Source organism: Enterovibrio qingdaonensis (genome assembly GCF_028683135.1).
GTDB classification, from domain to species: domain Bacteria; phylum Pseudomonadota; class Gammaproteobacteria; order Enterobacterales; family Vibrionaceae; genus Enterovibrio; species Enterovibrio qingdaonensis.
In genome coordinates, this window is sequence record NZ_JAJUBB010000011.1 from 156134 (window position 1) to 173362 (window position 17229).

Consider the following 17229-nt stretch of genomic DNA (forward strand, 5'->3'; position numbering starts at 1 on the left):
ACCGGATTTTAGTGAGAGTCTGGATACCCATTCGGGTTGTTAGACTGCCAACGCCATGTGTCTGCTACCATGTCATCCAGCGTATGCGTTGCTGTCCAACCTAATTCGGTTTGTGCTTTCGACGCATCCGCCCAACATTCGGCGATATCACCCGCGCGACGAGGTGCGATTTTATACGCAATCTCTTTGCCGCTGGCTTCGCTAAACGCAGCGACCATTTCAAGCACGCTCTTACCATCACCTGTACCCAGGTTATAGATATGAAGCCCCGCTTTCTTGCCTACTTTATCAAGCGCGGCTAAGTGACCATTGGCCAGATCGACAACGTGGATATAATCACGCACGCCGCTGCCATCTTTGGTTGGGTAATCATCACCAAACACAGACAAGAACTCGCGACGACCTACCGCTACCTGAGAAATAAATGGCATCAGGTTGTTAGGAATACCTTGTGGGTCTTCACCCATTTCACCCGATTTATGTGAACCTACTGGGTTGAAGTAGCGAAGCAGGGTAATGCTCCAGTCAGGATTCGCCAATTGGAAATCCGTCATACATTCTTCAACCATCAACTTACTGCGACCATACGGGTTAGTCGCTGAGGTTGGGAAGCTTTCGGTAATTGGTACAGAAGCTGGGTCACCGTATACCGTCGCAGAAGAGCTGAATACCAATGATTTAACACCCGCTCGACGCATCGCATCAACCAACACCAAGGTGCCATTGACGTTATTGTCATAATACTCAAGCGGCTTCTCTACAGATTCACCCACCGCTTTTAAGCCTGCAAAATGAATAACAGATTCAATGTTATGTTTTGCGAACACACCATCCAGCATCACCGAATCGCGAATATCACCCTGATAAAACGTTGGACGTTTACCCGTTAGTTTTTCGATGCGATCCATAACAGCAACTTTGCTGTTATGGAGGTTATCTAAAATAATCGGGTTGTGCCCAGCCTCTATCAGCTGTACGCAAGTGTGGCTACCGATATACCCCATGCCACCGGTGATTAAAACGTCCATTATTTCTTCCCAAAAGTTCTAGTGTAACGAAGCCTAGATAGGCCCGTTGCCTGAGTTTGTTATTCTTACTGCTATGCAGATTTTGTGTCTTGAAAGCTTAACACAGTCCGTGCAATTTTGAGTACGCCCAATGAAAACAGCAACAAATAAAACTGCTTTTCATTTATGTCAATTTTATGTTTAAAAATGCCAAAATTATAACGTTGATACGTATTACTTCTTAAGTGCGAGTGCATGTTGAACAATAAAAAACCACCTTGCACAGAAAAACCAGCAGTCTATTAATACATTGCTAATATTCTTGGGCTTCAGCTTTCATTCAGCATTGTAATCATGAACACAATCACAATTTTAATTGTATAAAACATACAGTTAAACTCGTGCATCTTTACATAGCCCTCGCTTATATAAACAAAAGACGACCAAAGTCCAATGACATAACGCACAGAATTAAACAGACAAACTCATTTATTCGAAACGGCATTTCATTATTAGATCACGATCAAGCATTTACAACGTGAAACGCTGTTTTGTTTTTAAACAAAACACATTTCAAATATGCTCCATACCAGACCAAATGCATACCCTACAATTGGACATAATGATGATAAAATCTACGAATAAACTGTCAGTGCTGAGCCTGTCTATCGCAGCTGCTCTTTGCACTTTTTCTGCGCAAGCAGAGTTGGATCAAAATGACGCCCAAAACCAAAGCGTCGCTGCTGTCGACCTAAGTGATGAAGCCAAAAAAGCGTTCTACGATGACTCGAAGGTAAATCTGCACTCTTTCCTTTATATTCGTGACCGTGAAGAACGCGCACCTGGTGGCGATTTTAAACCTCAAATTGAAAACCAAACGCTGCAATTGGCCATGGACTACCGTTCAGGTTACTTGAACGATGTCGTAGGTTTCGACCTATGGGCAAGTACGCTGATGAAAGTTGGTGATACCGTTGGTCAATCTGAAATTCTGCTGTACGACTACGACTGTGATGACGATGGCAAAGGTGGCGATGGCTGTGAAAAAACCAACACGTCTCTAAACATCGCTGCACTGAAAGTGAAACTGGGTGACGAGCAACTGGGCTTTGCAGGTCGCGCAGGTTACACCCGCATCAACATGGGTACTATCCGTTCTTCTTGGGGCTTGAACCCACACTCATACCGCGGTTTCGAAGGTAAAGTGTCAATGGGTAACTTCCACGTTGGCTATGCGTGGGCAGACCAATTTAAGAATGATTGGAGCGACAAGTTCAAAGACATGACCAACGCTTGGCACCAAGGTGACCCAAGCATGTCTGCGGCACAAAAAATTGATTTCATCCATTCTGTTGGCGCAATTTACGAACTGGACAAAGGTGTTATCGACCTAGGTTACGGTCAAGGTAAAGACTACCGTGACAACTGGCAGGCACTGGTTAAATACAGCTGGGATCTGAGCGAAGACACCAAACTGAACACGGCATTCTTCTACCACGGTGGTAAGTATGTAGAAGGTAAAGTATCTAAAGTTGATAACGCAGAAGTAGAAAGCTACATCGCACTGGGCGCAGACATTAAAAACGGTGGTTTCACTTTCCGTACTGCATACAGCCAAACAGATGCGAAGAGCGATCCAGGCGGCGCATACAACTTCCGTTTGACGCCTTGGGCTAACTCTGACAACCGTAACTTCATGCAAGCAACATCGCAAATTGAAGACTACAACCCAGATGGCACCAAAGCGATCAAACTGGGCATGGACTACAACTTTGCATCTTGGGGTATCCCAGAGCTGAGCATTGGTCTGAGCGGTAACTATGGTTGGGATGTTATCTCTGACAAGAGTGCAAAAGGCGACGCACGTACTTACGACGGTACCATGTACTCTATCGACTACAACATCCGCTACCGCTTCCTTGAGGGTGGCCTGAAAGGTCTGAACGTTAACTTCTTCCCAGCGTACTTCCGCTCAGAAGATACTAACTACAAGTACGATCGTAACGACATGAAACTCATGTTCTCTTACTCGTACGCAGCGAAGTAATTCACCCTACTCTCTCGTTCAAATCCCCGCTTCATAGCGGGGATTTTTTTGTGCCTCGAAAACACGCGCAGCGTTATACCCTTAGACGAATCTCTGTGTGCGCCAGTATCTTGCTGCGGTTAACGCAACAACAAAACGCTCAACTTCCATACGAAGGGAATTATCGGGCACAAAAAAAGTGGCTATTAAAGCCACTTTTTAATCATTCTTTTTGATGCTTATTCGGTAGCTGAGTATTCAGTACAACCTAAACGTGCAGAGATAGTCGCCGCTGAAGCGTGAAGATAATTAATAAACTCTTCTTTTTTGCTCTCAGTGAAACGCATTGTCGGCAGAGAAATACTCAAACCTGCAATCACTTTACCAAAACGGTCATAAACTGGCACCGCAATACAACGAAGGCCCACTTCCTGCTCTTCGTTATCTTCACCATAACCTTGCGCTTTCACTTTTGGCAACTCGGCCAACAGTTCATCGATGTTCTTGTGCGTTTTAGGCGTAGACTGTTTGAAATCAACATTTTTAAGGCATTCACGCACAGTCGCTTCAGGCAAATCAGCTAACAGAACTTTACCAATCGCGGTACTGTAAAGCGGGTTACGCTTACCAATACGTGACTGCATGCTGAGTTTGTATTTAGAGTCAATTTTGTGGATGTAGATAATGCTGTCTTCATCCAACGCGCCCAAGTGAAGTGCTTCCATGGTTTCATCAGAGATTTTAACCATCTCTGCGTTGGCATAATCAATGATATCCACGTACTCAAGTGCACGCGCGCCAACTTCAAACAGTTTCAGCGTCAACGCATAACGCTCACTCTCACCTTCCTGCGAGACATAACCAAGCGTTTTCATCGTCTGTAGAAAGCGATAAACCGTACTTTTTGACATCATTAAGCGTTGAGCCAGTTCGCTTATTCCAATTTCCTTCTCGCTGCTCAACGTTTCAAAAATCGCCATGGTTTTTTGAACGGAAGAGACAGCATCAGGTTGCTTGTTGCTCATAGATTTATCCTTTCCTCAAAATAATTGAGTTCCGTCACTACTCGACGGACGTTATAGGTGCAATTGTAAATTAGGTGTCACAAAAATCAATCGTAAACCAAGATAAATGAAACGATATTTTTAATATTTTGGACGTAGATGATACGCAATGACTAGAATACTGATCAGTAGATTCTTAGCTCTCGTATCGTTTATACGAGTGAAAGCACACTCTGTCCTATTACTCCTTTTATTTGTTATTTTTCATAGTGTTACTTACCAACGCTACGTTTACATTCTTAAAGAAAATAGGCACCGCTAAGCAGTGCCTATATGAAATATCGTTTTAAATTTGGCAGCTAAACGCGTAAGCACGCCCTTCTAAGCCGGAAGTATCAACAACCCAGTAACCATCTTGCCAGGTCACGCGATTTTCACTATCCGACTGAAGTGATTGGCATTGACGGTCATTAAACTTAACTTTAACAACCTCATTCGCACGTGTTGGTTGGCTTAACCAAATGTGGCGCGTTTGCCCTTCGATTTTGGCCAGAACAGTGAATTGTCCTTGCGTCGAAATAAGGGCATTCGTCGCGATTTCCTTGCTCCAGGAGAAAGCACCCAGCACATCAAACTCAGTGTCATACACCGCATGCATTTTGCTGTCTTGGGCAATCACCTCAATACTCGGGCTTTGGCTAAATGCCACGGTTTCACTTGCGGAAAGCGTCGGAAGCAATACATAGGCATAGCTATTATCTTTCGCATTGTGAGCGAAGAAGTTACGCAGTACCGTGCCACTCACTACTGTGTCTTCCATCTTGCGTTCGTTTTCTGGGTAAATCACGTTCCAGTTGCCGCTACGTTGATGGAAGTTCATCTTCACGCTCTGCCCTGCGGGCAAATAAACGCCAAGCTGCGAACCTTCCACATTGCCGTCAATATGGAAGCTGTTTGTCGCGGTATTGGTTACGTTGCCAGAAGGAGCCCAAGCCACGCCATCAACGTGAATCGTGTTGTTCGCCAGATCGTTTAGCTTGAAGTTATTGATTGTGGTGAACGCTTTTCCAGAGTTCGATTGGATGTCTGAACCGAGTGCTACCACTTTGTCACCGAAGCCAAAGTAACTCTTTTTCGCTTGCAGGGTATCGTTGTGGTTATAGAAATCCGCACCGTAAATACCGAACTCACCATTTGATGCACCACCAACAAACGTCATATCTTTTTTGGTGTTGTCATACTGTCGACGACCGCCACAATCCGGTAGCATTGCGCCGTCAGTCGTTGTTCCCGCCAAGTGACGCTTGTCCACCAGCGCATACCAGTTTTGGTATTGATTATGGTCAGCATCGTAGAGGTAGGTCATGCCATCACCCGTGTACCACCCTTTCAGGTTTTCATCGGTAGTCGTTAAGCATTCATAGTTTCCGACGCGATCAGAGTGAAGGGAAACAGACAGCGCAAAACCATTTCCTCGATGCACCATTCGGTCTTGGTTGTAGAAGACAAAGTTACCTTTGATTTCCTCTGACGCCGTTATCTCAGCGTCATTTAAGATTTTGTCCGCCACATGCAAGATATGCAGATCACTGGTAGAGCTAAAGAAACGCTCTTTGTCGATGAGGATATGGTGTTTAATCAGCTTACCTAAACGCTGTTTCACTTCGCCTTCGCGCGATTCATAAAAACGCACCAATGCTGAAATCGCATTTAACCCCTCGCCTTGGTTTTGTACCCAACCACGCGCAATCGCTCGGCCATTCACCGCATCCATCATCTTTGCATCGTAAAGGAACGGCTCTAGTGCACTGAAAAGATAGGTATCAATGGTTTGGTAACGCGGATCGCTGGTATCAATACCCGTTTGATGTACCGCATCCATGACTCTCGCTACCCCGTGCAGCAGTGTCAGCCCATAGGTACCGATATAAGGAATGTTGGCATGCTGGATGAAAGAGCCATCTGCGTAGAAACCATTGCCCGTCGAGACTTCGTCTAACACGGTTGGAATAGCATCGATCGCTTGTGCAATTTCCTCTGGGTTTTCAGAAAACACACCGCGGAACAGCACAACCAAGGCCAAATCAATGCGGTTTGCTCCCGCTGATTCCATCGGCTCTCTCGTTGCGCCTTCACCTTTATGCTGCCAATTTGGATCAGGCACAATGTAACGCGTGGCGCGATTGGCTTTGTCGATCAGTGCCGCAGGTAACTTGTCATGTACCAAGCTGAAGGTGTCATAGATAGACTTAGGAACCGCGATTTCCCATTCGTACCAGTTACCCGTTGATACCGAGGTTTCGGTGTACAGATTTTCCAATGCGAAATCGAGCGCGTAGAGAATGTCGTCGAGCGTTTTTTCGTTGTGGAACTCGTCAAACGAACGATAGGCCAAAGCAAGGTGTTCGATGTTGTTGAACGTGGTGGCCATATTGCGGTTGTGGATGGTTTCACCATCATCGTTATACAGTGGCAGATTGTTCCACAGCATCGTCGGCTCATCACGAATCAACTCAGCTTGCAGCGTGCGAGCGGTTTGAAGTCGTTGATCTAAAATGGTGTCGTACAGCGGGTTTTGACGATCCCCATCCGTCAGCAACATAGGGAAAGACCAATTCTCAATAATTTGCCCGTAATCAATGGTTTCGGAAGGTGGAATAGGATCGACAGGTTTTAAAGGGTCATTCGGGTTTAATGCTGAACTGTCTTCATGAATACAGCCAGAGATAGCCATGCTAAGTGCCACCGTAAGAAGTGAGCGAGAAAAAGTGTTATTCATTGGATTCACCATAAAAAATGGGCACGCAGGGTGCCCATTTTGAAAACGCAGGTTTAGTTAATACGGTATGAGAAGAAGTACGGTTCGCCGTCTAGTCCGTTGGTATCGACTTGCCAATCATTACCTACAGACGTTACGCGTTTAGCACTGTCTTCAATCACTTCATAACCAAGTGATTGAGGGAAGCTCACTTTTACCGCTTGGTTGCTTCGCGTCGGCTGGCTTATCCAAACTTTCGCAATATCGCCTTCCTGAACCATCAACACTGACAGCTCACCTTGAGTATTTACGTGTGTGCTCTCTTGTGCCTCTACACTGAAAGAGTTGGCTGCAATGGCGTGTTGCGTCTTTTCAACAACCGCATGAAGGCCTGCTGTTTGTGCCACGATCTCAACATCCGGATTGTTTGCGTAGTCCGTGGTTTGCTGAGCACTGTGGCTAGGCAGCATCACATAGGCGTATTCGGCTGCGCGGCCACCCGTTGTGTCGTGCGGGAACCATGTTTGTAGAACATGACCACTCACAGCAGTGTCGGCCATCTTGCTGCTGTTTAACGGATAAAGTTCTTTCCAATTCCCCTGACGGGCGTAAATACCAACTTTGAACGTGTCGCCATTTGGAAGGTACACACCCAATTGAGAACCTGGAACGTTACCTTCTACGTGATACGTTTTGAGTGCATCCTTGGCCACGTAGTCTGGAGAGGCACCAATTGCAGGCACGGTTGGTGCCCATACGTTGCCATCAATCGTAATTTTGTTCGTCGCCCCTTCCAGTAGCTTGCGGTTTTCAACGTGGGTAGCAACGGACCAGGAATTATTACGTTCTGAGCGAATATCCGAACCCAACATCACGATTTCATCGTCAAAACCAAAGTAGGATTTTTTCGCAAATGTTTCGTAGTACTTACCGCTATCAACACCTTGGCTTGAATTAAAGAAGTCAGCCGCAATCACACCAAACTCACCGTTCGATGTACCACCCACCCACTTCATGTCTTTCTTCTTGTTACCCCAAGTATTGCGACCCTTACAGTTCCCGATATTTTCGACCGTTGTTGTTGCACCCTGCATTTTGCGTTGATCAACCAGAGGGTACCAATCCGTGAATTGATTGTGGTCAGCATCATAAAGATGAACCATACCGTCACCGGTATACCAACCGCGGGTGTTTTCGGTGTTGTTTGCACCACATTCGTAGTTACCAATGCGGTCAGAGTGAAGCGATACAGACAACGCGTAGCCGTTACCACGATGTACCATGCGATCCATGTTGTGGAACAGGAAGTTACCTTGAACCTCCCCCGCCGCTTCAATGGTGGTGTCATTCAGAATGCGTTCTGCCACATCCAACACTTTAAAGTCAGTCGCTTTTTCAAAGAACGCGTCAGTGTCTGTCTGCAGTTGCTCTTTGATCAATCCACCCAATCGCTGTTTCACTTCGCCTTCGCGAGAATCGTAATAGCGAAGTAGAACAGACAAGGCTCCGCGACCTTCGCCTTTATTCTGTGACCAACCACGAGCAATAGCGCGGCCAGAAACAGCTTCCATCATTTGGCCTTTGTATAAGAACGGCTCTACCGCACTGAACAGGTACTCATCAACCAGTTTGTAGCGTTCGTCATCCAGCGAAATGCCCGTGTCATCCAGCATCACCATGATGCGAGAAATGTTCGACAGCAAGATCATGCCGTAGGTGCCGATGTAAGGAATGTCTTCATGCTGAATAAAGGAACCATCATCGTGGAAACCGTCTTCACGCGTCACAGGCTCAAGTACTTCAGGCATAGCAGCAAGAGCGAGCTTTATTTCGTCCATGTTCTTATCAAAAATGCCGCGCTGCAGCACGACCATGGACGTATCTACACGGTTTGCACCAGTATTGGTAATGTCATTGTGTGGGGAATTACCCGCATACTGCTTAGTAGGATCAGGCAGTTGCGCACGAGACGCCGCGATGATGTCCTTCATCATCTGCTCTGGAACGTGCTCGTAAATCAGTGATGCAATGTCATGGATGATCTTCGGCGTACCGATTTCCCACTCATGCCAGTTGTCTTTTTTATGCGGAATGAGGTCTGCGTTATAGAAATCTTTAAGCAAGAACTCCATACCGAACAGGATATCGGCAAGCACTTCCTCAGTTGCAAAACTAGGATCGCCTAAGGTGTACGCGACCGCTAAATCACGTAGACGCACGAACGACGTTTTGGTCTTCATCGCGTCAACGGTTTTTTCTTTGTCATAAAATTTGTAAAGCGGCAAATCTGCCCAAAGGTGCTCAGCGTTGTCTTTCGTAAATCCTGTGTAAGACTTTGCCGCTGTCTCCAGCTTTGCTTCGATCATTAGCTGATATTGCGCGTCATCCGTGTTTGGTGGTGTCCACAACGAAGCCCAATTGTTCACGGCCAAGTCGTAATCGATGACCGCTGGAATTTCAGGGTCAACGCCAATACTCGGGTTTTTCAGGTCTTCAGAGTCCGAATGGCAGCCAGCGAGTGCCGCAGCAATCGCTAAAGCGAGTACAGAGGTTTTGATGTTCATAGGGTATTTATCTCTATTGTTTTTGGATTTGGATGTTGAATTTCGGGTGCAACTAGCCACCGGAAGCTCTTTCGAGCCTCCGGAAGTTTTTTTCTTTATTATTTTTATTGTTTTACGTTATGCGGTAAGCAATTCAGGTTGCGTCGTCAAAGGCGGAAGTTCTGCCTTTGGCACTGCATCAATCAGACGTTTGGTGTACGCCTCCTGAGGATTGTTGATGATTTGATCCACCGTGCCCTGCTCAACAATCTTGCCTTTCTCCAACACCACCATGCGGTCACAGAAATACTTAACCGTCGCGATGTCGTGAGTAATAAGAATGAAGGAAGTGCCGTAGCGGTTTTGGTACTCAATCAGAAGATCCAGCGCACGAGAACGTAGCGATACGTCCAATGCTGCCGTTGCTTCATCAGCGATAACCAGTTTCGGACGCGTGATCAGCGCGCGTGCGATAACGATACGTTGACGCTGACCGCCTGAGAATGCGTGTGGGTAACGTGCCGCCCAATCGCGGTGAACGCCCACCCAGTCCATCACTTCATGAAGCTCTTTACGGCGTTCGTCTTCGGTCAGGTCTGGTCTTAACTGGCGCAGCGGCTCAAGGATAATGTCCGCTACCGTCATACGCGGGTTAAGCGAAGACATTGGGTCTTGGAAAATCAGGCGCAGGTCGACAAACAGATGATCTTTTTGCTTACGCTCTAGGTTAACCAGATCCACATCGAGATCACGGCTTGGATCGTGATACAGGATGGAACCTGACGTCGCATGACCTAAACCAAGAATCGCGCGGCCCAATGTCGATTTGCCTGAGCCAGACTCACCAACGATGCCGAGTGATTCACCTTGGTTTACCACGACAGACACATCTTCCAGCGCAACCAGTTCTTTGCCTTTCTTGAAGAAACCGCCGCCATTTTCGAAAATTTTGTACACGTTACGCGCGTCGATAATTGGCTTCTTACAGGTCGCTTTTTCGGCGTCATAAGGCACTTTCAACGCAGAGCGCATTTCAAGACGCTTGGTCGCGTCCATCAAACGAATCGTGTATGGATGCTGCGGGTTTTCAAAGATTTGGCGCACATCGCCACGCTCAACCACTTCACCATCTTTCATGACCACGACGCGGTCTGAAATCTGCGCGACCACACCAAGGTCATGGGTGATAAACAGAATAGACATGTTGATTTCGCGTTGAAGCTTCGCAAACAACTCAAGGATCTCTGCTTGCGTGGTCACGTCCAGTGCGGTTGTTGGCTCATCGGCAATCAGAATATCTGGGCGGCTTGCAATCGCCATGGCGATACAAACACGCTGACGCTGGCCACCGGAAAGCGCATACGGGTATTTATCAATCAATGTTTCTGGGTCAGGCAGTAATACCTGCCCCAGCAACTTAATGGTTTCTTGGTGAGCTTGCTCTTTCGTCAGGCCTTTATTGCAAAGGAACAATGTCTCTTTGATTTGATCGCCCACGGTATGAACTGGGCTCAGCGCACTCATCGGCTCCTGAGATACCAGTGAAATACGCTCAGCACGGATACGGCGCATTTCAATGCTGTCACTTTTCAGTGTGGTGATGTCTACTTTTGAGCCATCGACATGCAGCATGATTTCACCCGAGTCAATGTGACCCGTTTTTCCAAGGATCTGCAGAATCGCTTTTGAAGTGACCGATTTGCCGGAACCTGACTCGCCAATGACTGCCAACGTTTCACCGCGAACAATGTCAAAACTCACATCTTTTACTGCGTGCTTAGAACCCAGTGTGCTATCAAAACTTACGTTCAGACCATTAATTTCTAATACTTTATCAGTCATCTCGTTATGCCTCGTGGTAAGGGTCAGTTGCATCTCGCAAACCGTCACCTAAAGAGTTCATTGCCAGAATTACTACGACCACCAAGCCTGCGGGGTAAAGCAGCCAAGGGGCTTCCGCTACTGAGCGGATATTTTGCGCTTCCTGAAGCAGTACACCCCAGCTCACAACCGGAGCCTGAAGGCCAAGGCCCAAGAAGCTCAGAGAGGTTTCACCCAAAATCATTGCAGGGATTGCCAGCGTAACGGCGGCAATAATGTGGCCCATGAAGTTAGGAACCATGTAGCGGCTGATAATCGACGTTTGTGAGTTTCCGTCCAGCCACGCTGCATTAATAAACTCTTCATTACGCAGTGACATAAAACGGGAGCGCACTTCACGCGCCATATCCGGCCAGGTCACACAACCCAAAATCAGGGTAACGAGGAAGTATTTGGTGATGCTGTCCCACTCACGTGGTAGCGATGCAGTCAGTGCCATCCAAAGCGGCAGCGTTGGAATAGCCTTGATTACTTCCATGATGCGGTTTGTCACGGTATCAAACCAACCGCCTTTCAGACCGGCGATAGAACCGACGGTAATACCGATAACCAAGCTGAAAAACACACCCATCAAACCGACTGACAGGGAAATACGTGCACCGTGGATAACGCGTGACAACATGTCGCGACCCATACGGTCAGAACCCAGCCAGAAGAACGGCAGCTTCTTATCCTCTGGAACAATGAACTTGGTGGTCATTGGAATGAAGCCCATCAGGTGGTATTCATCGGTTTGACCAAAGAACTCAAAGTAGGCTTTTTTGTTCTCATCCAGTTCGTAAGATTTTTGCAGTGTCATCGGGTCTGTTTTTACTTTGTAAACAGACAGGTGCGGAGCCCACTTGTAACCGTCATCGGTTTTTTCGATCAGGTGCATTTCTTGCGGTGGCGCGAAGGTGTATCGACGCCAACTGTCACCCGACTCAAACGGGGCAAAGAATTCCGCAAAAGGCATAGCAACGATATACGCCACCAGCAAAAACCACATACTTACCCAAGCAAGGCGGTTGCTGCGGAATTTATGAATCATTAACTGGGAAGCCGTTGCCGTCTCTTTATCCAGCTTTTTCAGTTTGAAAATATTCAGTTTGTCTACGATAGCTAAAGCACTCATGTCACTTTCCTCTACGCGCCAGCACGAATGCGTGGGTCAATCAAACGAAGCAGCACATCAGAAATCAGCGTACCGAGAATGGTCAGGCCGCCCATGATGAGCAGAATGTCGCCTGCCAATACCATGTCTTGTTTTTCCAACGCTTGAAGCATCAGCGTACCCATCGTTGGCATGTTCATTACCTGGCTAACAATGATGTCAGCACCAAGCAGTACAGGCAGTTTCCAACCAATCGTTGCAGCAATTGGGATCAGTGCCAGACGCACTGGATATTTCATGGTGAGTTCGCGCTCACTCAACCCTTTTGCACGTGCCGTTGTCACGTAAGGTTTGTTGATTTCTTCCATCAGGTTCGCACGTACTTTACGGATAATGGTGGCCATACCCGATGTGCCCAGAACCAAAATAAATACCCAACTACGCTGAACCGAATCCCAGAACTTGCCCCAAGACATAGGTTGTCCGAGGTATTCGTCTGAGTTCAGGCCGGTAATCACGGTATCGAAATATTCGTAACCAATCAGGATAGCGATAATCGCCATCACGAAGTTTGGCGTTGCCATACCCAGGAAACCGATAATGGTGCCGACGTAGTCACCGACTGAGTAAGGACGAAGTGCAGAGTAAATGCCGATTGGAATCGCGGTAACAAACATGAATACCAGTACCGCTGACATCAGAAGCAGGGTGACCGGCAAACGCGTTTTAATCGTGTCCCAAACAGGCTCTTGAGTGGATAGAGACATCCCTAGGTCACCGGTCATCAGACCCGAGAACCACGCCCAGTAACGCACAAGGATTGGCTTATCCAAACCATATGTTTCACGGAGAATTTCAATCATCTTAGGGTCAACGGTTTGGCCCAGCGATTGGAGTTCAGCAATCTTCGCAGTTGCGAAGTCGCCCTCTGGCAAGTCGATCACCAAGAAAATGATGATGGACATACAAAAGAAGGTAAACATCATCAAGCCGAGGCGTGATAAACCACTTGCCACCAGAGGATGCTTCTCGAAAAACGGTGCAACGGTTGACGCCAACTGGTCACGTGCACCTATTAAGAAATTGCTCATTTCAATTCCCCAATTCCTAAATTGTGTTGCTAATCGATATAGGATGGCGATTACTCGCCATCCTCTGTTTTATTGTTATTTGTTATCGAACCACAATTGACCGACACGCATTGGTGCTGGCGTCATCAGGTTGTAAGACTCAGGCATACCTTCTGGTGCGTTGCGCAGTTTCTCGTTAACAATCACAGTGTTAGGCAGGTTAGTCACCGTACCAATCGCGTAGAAGTTTTCTTGAGCAATGTTGATGATTTCCTGCATCAGCTCATTTTGCTTCTTCTTGTCTGACGTTTTGCGCAGCTCGCTGTACAGCTCAATTTGCTTCTTCACGGCCGCTGGTGGCTCAACCGCTGAATCTGAGTTCGGGTTTGCAGACCAGTTGTACCAACCCAGACCAAACGTAGATTCTGGTGAGTAAGGCATGTACCAACGCGCTTCATCGATGATGCCCACGCCGCCGTCGCCGTACCATGGGATCACGTCGTAGTCGTTAGCAAAGCGCATGGAGTTTTGCAGTGAACGGTCAACAATGCGGACATCCAGCATGACGCCGATTTCATCCCAGTGTTTTTTCACCATTTCCAGCGCATCACGGGTTTCTGGTTTCACCAGCGTGGTGCTCAACGCTTCGATACGGATGCGCTCACCGTTCTTCATCAGGCGGTAGCCATCTTTGTCACGGTTAGTCAGACCCAGGTCATCCAGCATCTTGTTGGCTTTCTTCAGATCGAAGTCAGTGTACTGAGTAGCAAACTCTTCGCTGTAGAAAGGAGACGCTTCTAGCGGAGCCGCTTGGTACGGTTCTACTGCACCACCAAAGATGGTTTCGCTGATGTCCCAACGGTCAATCGCGTAAGACAGCGCAATACGGAAGTCTTTGTTCGAGTAAAGCTCACGCTTAACTGGATCTTTCGCGTTTTGGTTCAGGCCCAGAACCAACACGTTCATGCGTGTTTCAGGACGCAGCATGACTTTGTAGTCAGACTTTTCAGCGTTACCGAAGATGATTGGACGGTTTGCTGCGTTATCAATGTGGCGAGATTGGAAGTCTGTTTTGCCTGCAACTGCACGCAGCAACATTTCTTCTTTGTTTTCAGAGAAAGTCCACTTCACGGAGTCGATGTACGGCAGTTGGTTGCCCGCCGTGTCCACTTGCCAGAAGTACGGGTTACGTACGTATTCTGCAAACGGCGCGTTTGCTGATGGTGGTGTTTCAACAATCCACGGTGCCATCGTTGGACGATCAGCATTTGCGTAGAACGGTGTGAAGTAATGCGCAGGACATTTCACTTCGTAGTATTCACGCCATGAAGAGAAGCCTTCCGCTTTCGCTTCTTTCTCTACGTTTGCGTTGAACTGAGGTTGGAATTTAGAACAGTAGGCTTTGTTAAACGCAGCGATGTTAGAGCCGTCAACACCCGCCAATTGGCGAATGAACAGACCGTTTGGCTCAGTCAGAGAAATCTTAACCGTGTGTTTATCAACGGCTTCTGCTTTTGCAGACGAGTAATCTTTGAAGTAAAGCGGGCGGTTACCTGCGTGGTTAGGGTCACCCAGTACGTCATTCACGTAGTAAACGATGTCGTCAGCGGTGAAATCTGAACCGTCAGACCACTTCATGTCTTTACGCAGGAAAATGGTGTATTCCGTTGCTTCTGCGTTTGACTCGTAACCGGTTGCCAAGCTTGGCTCAACGTCGGTGTAAGTGTGGTTGAAAGAGAACAGGTTGTTGTTACCCAGGATGCGCATACGGTGACCGTTGTCGCCCCACAGGCCCACAAGGTTCATTGTACCGCCGTATTGGCCTACGGCTTCAAATGGTGTCACAACCAAAGGATCACTTGGCAGACGTTGCTCAACGGAAGGTAGTTTACCTTCTGCGACCAGAGCTTTTAGCTCAGGTGCTTCATTGAACTGAGCGGCGAAAGCTGGCGAAGCCAGTAACGCAGCGATGGAAGCGGCAAGTAGGGTACGCTTGCGAGTTTGGATATTACCTTTCATTGGGTTCTCCAGGGAGTTTTATATGTAATTGTTTAATTTTGTTTTTCTGAAATAACTGACACTAACCAGCGGCTTTCTCCCTGCGGCACATTGCCGTAGATGATGGGCACTGCTGCTTGTGCAAAACAAAGATTCGTATTTGGCGCACAAGGCATAACGTCATAGCTGCCTTGTCCTTCGTGTAATTGAATGTCGCTGCTGTACTCGTGTCCCGCGATGCGTGCGCTTTGGCGGTTCTCACGCGCACCAATGCATTTCACCCAGGTGTCGACGGCATAACCGGACATAATGAATTCAAACGATGTGTCAGCATCAATGTGGTGAGCACGCCATTCTTTGCCACCTTCCATCCATTGCTTGGTCGTCACGGTGCAACCCGAGAATGGGCTCCACGTGGTGATCAGGGTGTTTTCAACAAGCTCACTTTTCAGCAATGCGGTGCGGAAAAACCACTCGCCCGTTTCTGGGTGTTTACAGGCCATGACGTTGTCACCCATAAAGCCCTGCTCAATCCAACGCAGTGCTTCTACGGAAAATCCATGGGCAGATGAGTATGCAAATTTGAGGTATTTGTCGTGGCTGTTACGCAACTCTGCCGCACTCGGTGCCCCTGAAAGCAGGAAGCTCGTGCCATTTTGGCGAGTAATGATTTGGCGGTTCTTTTCCAGCAATTGCGTACCATTGCTGTGAAGCATTTGGTTTTCTGTTTCTTGCCAGAACGGATGAGAGCTTGGCAGACGAACCGCCGCAAAGCCTTTCAGTGCCAACAACGGGGACATAGGGCTGTTATAGATTTCGCTCATGATGAGGTTCGGGTAGCGATACCCCACGCTCAGAAGACCATCTGAAATGATTGGCTGCTGGCTCCACCAGCGGATGTTGTTCGCCCACAAGGTCTTCATATCAGCGACGCTCAAGCCGACATTTTTCAGAGCCGCGCTGTAGCAAGCCAGTTCACTCCAAACGCCCGCAGACGCAAAGCGATAGGTCATCGAACGGCCGTATGCCACTGATGCGCCGTTGCTGCCTACCCACAGGGAAAAGCACTTCGCAAAGAGAGCTGCACGATGAATAAAGAGTTGGGCGAATTCCGCAAGCACCGAAGAGTGACGATCGACAACACCATTTACCCAACGGGCAAACACCAATCCGTAATAATGGAAAGCAAACGGGTTGTAGTAGTCTGTGCATCCGCTACGACCATCGCGATACCAGCCTTCAGCCAGATACATATCGTCGATTTCTTTCAGGTCGTTTTTCAGCACGTCTACATCAAAATTTGCACCGATGTGGCGAAGAGCCATCAGGATCAGTACACGGAAAAAGTGCCAGTTATTGTTTGGGATTTGAATGTAGGATGCCGCCTGAAGCCAACGTACCGTGTTAGCCTGCCCTTCTTCAGACATCGCGCGGAAGAACAAGGCTTCTTGGTCAACAATCGCCAATGCAATCGCCGACATTTCAACGCAACGTTGGTTGTAGTCGGACACATCACCCCAGTAGGCAGGGTGAGCAGGGTTAACGCCATTTTCGACCGCGTCACGCAGCACGCTCAGTACTTCAGGCTTTTCACTCGCCAGTGGCACTGCTGCCCAAAGCAGACGAGCAATACCTTCGAGGTTCTGAGCGCGGTCATCAAAATGTGCGCGGTTTGGGGAATCAGCTAAAGCGGCTTGTTCAGGCAGACACGCTTTCATGTGTTGACTGATAAGTGCTGCCAACACCGAAACAGTTTCGTCACGATGAGTGAAGGTAGCATCAGCAGCAAATTGGTTGAAAGCGTACATCTTTTTTAATTCCACAAACTTCAGATGGAATTATTTAAACG

Annotated in this window: 10 protein-coding genes; 1 reads left to right on the top strand and 9 read right to left on the bottom strand. The window is 47.7% G+C overall.

Annotation, left to right across the window (positions count from 1 at the left end; translation table 11 throughout):
- Positions 1-8: 8 nt before the first annotated feature.
- Entirely contained in the window at positions 9-1028 is a 1020-nt protein-coding gene (gene galE / locus LRP49_RS15785; protein ID WP_274143266.1) for a UDP-glucose 4-epimerase GalE, read from the bottom strand.
- 604 nt (positions 1029-1632) lie between these two features.
- Here galE and LRP49_RS15790 point away from each other — a divergent pair.
- The gene (locus LRP49_RS15790; RefSeq protein ID WP_337992953.1) at positions 1633-3054 is read left to right on the top strand and encodes an OprD family outer membrane porin; all 1422 of its coding nucleotides are present in this window, start codon (positions 1633-1635) and stop codon (positions 3052-3054) included.
- A gap of 218 nt (positions 3055-3272) precedes the next feature.
- On the opposite strand, the gene kdgR is transcribed toward LRP49_RS15790, so the two are convergent.
- The 8 genes from kdgR to LRP49_RS15830 all read right to left on the bottom strand — a co-directional run bounded on the left by kdgR (position 3273) and on the right by LRP49_RS15830 (position 17188).
- Positions 3273-4058 (bottom strand): DNA-binding transcriptional regulator KdgR, encoded by a 786-nt coding sequence (gene kdgR / locus LRP49_RS15795; protein WP_274143268.1) that lies wholly within the window; start codon positions 4056-4058, stop codon positions 3273-3275.
- A gap of 325 nt (positions 4059-4383) precedes the next feature.
- Positions 4384-6816: a polysaccharide lyase 8 family protein gene (locus LRP49_RS15800; protein WP_274143269.1), complete on the bottom strand. Its 2433-nt coding sequence runs from the start codon at positions 6814-6816 to the stop codon at positions 4384-4386.
- Between the two features lie 53 nt (positions 6817-6869).
- Positions 6870-9359 (bottom strand): polysaccharide lyase 8 family protein, encoded by a 2490-nt coding sequence (locus LRP49_RS15805; protein ID WP_274143270.1) that lies wholly within the window; start codon positions 9357-9359, stop codon positions 6870-6872.
- Positions 9360-9476: 117 nt separating this feature from the next.
- Positions 9477-11180, bottom strand: a complete 1704-nt coding sequence (locus LRP49_RS15810; RefSeq protein WP_274143271.1) for a dipeptide ABC transporter ATP-binding protein — start codon at positions 11178-11180, stop codon at positions 9477-9479.
- A 4-nt stretch (positions 11181-11184) separates the two neighbouring features.
- Positions 11185-12333: an ABC transporter permease gene (locus LRP49_RS15815; protein ID WP_274143272.1), complete on the bottom strand. Its 1149-nt coding sequence runs from the start codon at positions 12331-12333 to the stop codon at positions 11185-11187.
- An 11-nt stretch (positions 12334-12344) separates the two neighbouring features.
- A complete protein-coding gene (locus LRP49_RS15820) occupies positions 12345-13403 on the bottom strand; it encodes an ABC transporter permease (protein WP_274143273.1) in 1059 nt (352 codons plus the stop codon).
- A gap of 75 nt (positions 13404-13478) precedes the next feature.
- Complete coding sequence (locus LRP49_RS15825) at positions 13479-15401, bottom strand: ABC transporter substrate-binding protein (protein ID WP_274143274.1); 1923 nt, start codon at positions 15399-15401, stop codon at positions 13479-13481.
- A gap of 32 nt (positions 15402-15433) precedes the next feature.
- Positions 15434-17188: a DUF2264 domain-containing protein gene (locus LRP49_RS15830; protein WP_274143275.1), complete on the bottom strand. Its 1755-nt coding sequence runs from the start codon at positions 17186-17188 to the stop codon at positions 15434-15436.
- Between the last annotated feature and the right edge of the window lie 41 nt (positions 17189-17229).